Below are 230 nucleotides of genomic sequence, written 5' to 3' on the forward strand. Positions count from 1 at the left end.
TCGGCCTGGCCGCCCAGCTTGCCTTCGGTGCCCACCTCGCGGGCCACGCGGGTCACTTCCGCGGCGAAGGAGGAGAGCTGGTCCACCATCGTGTTGATGGTCGTCTTCAGTTCCAGGATCTCGCCCTTGACGTCCACGGTGATCTTCTTGGACAGGTCACCGGCCGCCACGGCCTTCGTCACGTCCGCGATGTTCCGCACCTGGGAGGTCAGGTTGCCGGCCATGAAGTT

1 protein-coding gene is annotated in these 230 nt (G+C 65.2%); it reads right to left on the reverse strand.

The window, feature by feature from the left end:
• A partial coding sequence (locus tag B0W88_RS32440) for a HAMP domain-containing protein (RefSeq protein ID WP_144007175.1) occupies positions 1-230 on the reverse strand: 230 nt, incomplete at both ends.

This window comes from Pelomonas sp. KK5, from assembly GCF_001984095.1.
Classification (GTDB): Bacteria; Pseudomonadota; Gammaproteobacteria; order Burkholderiales; family Burkholderiaceae_C; genus KK5.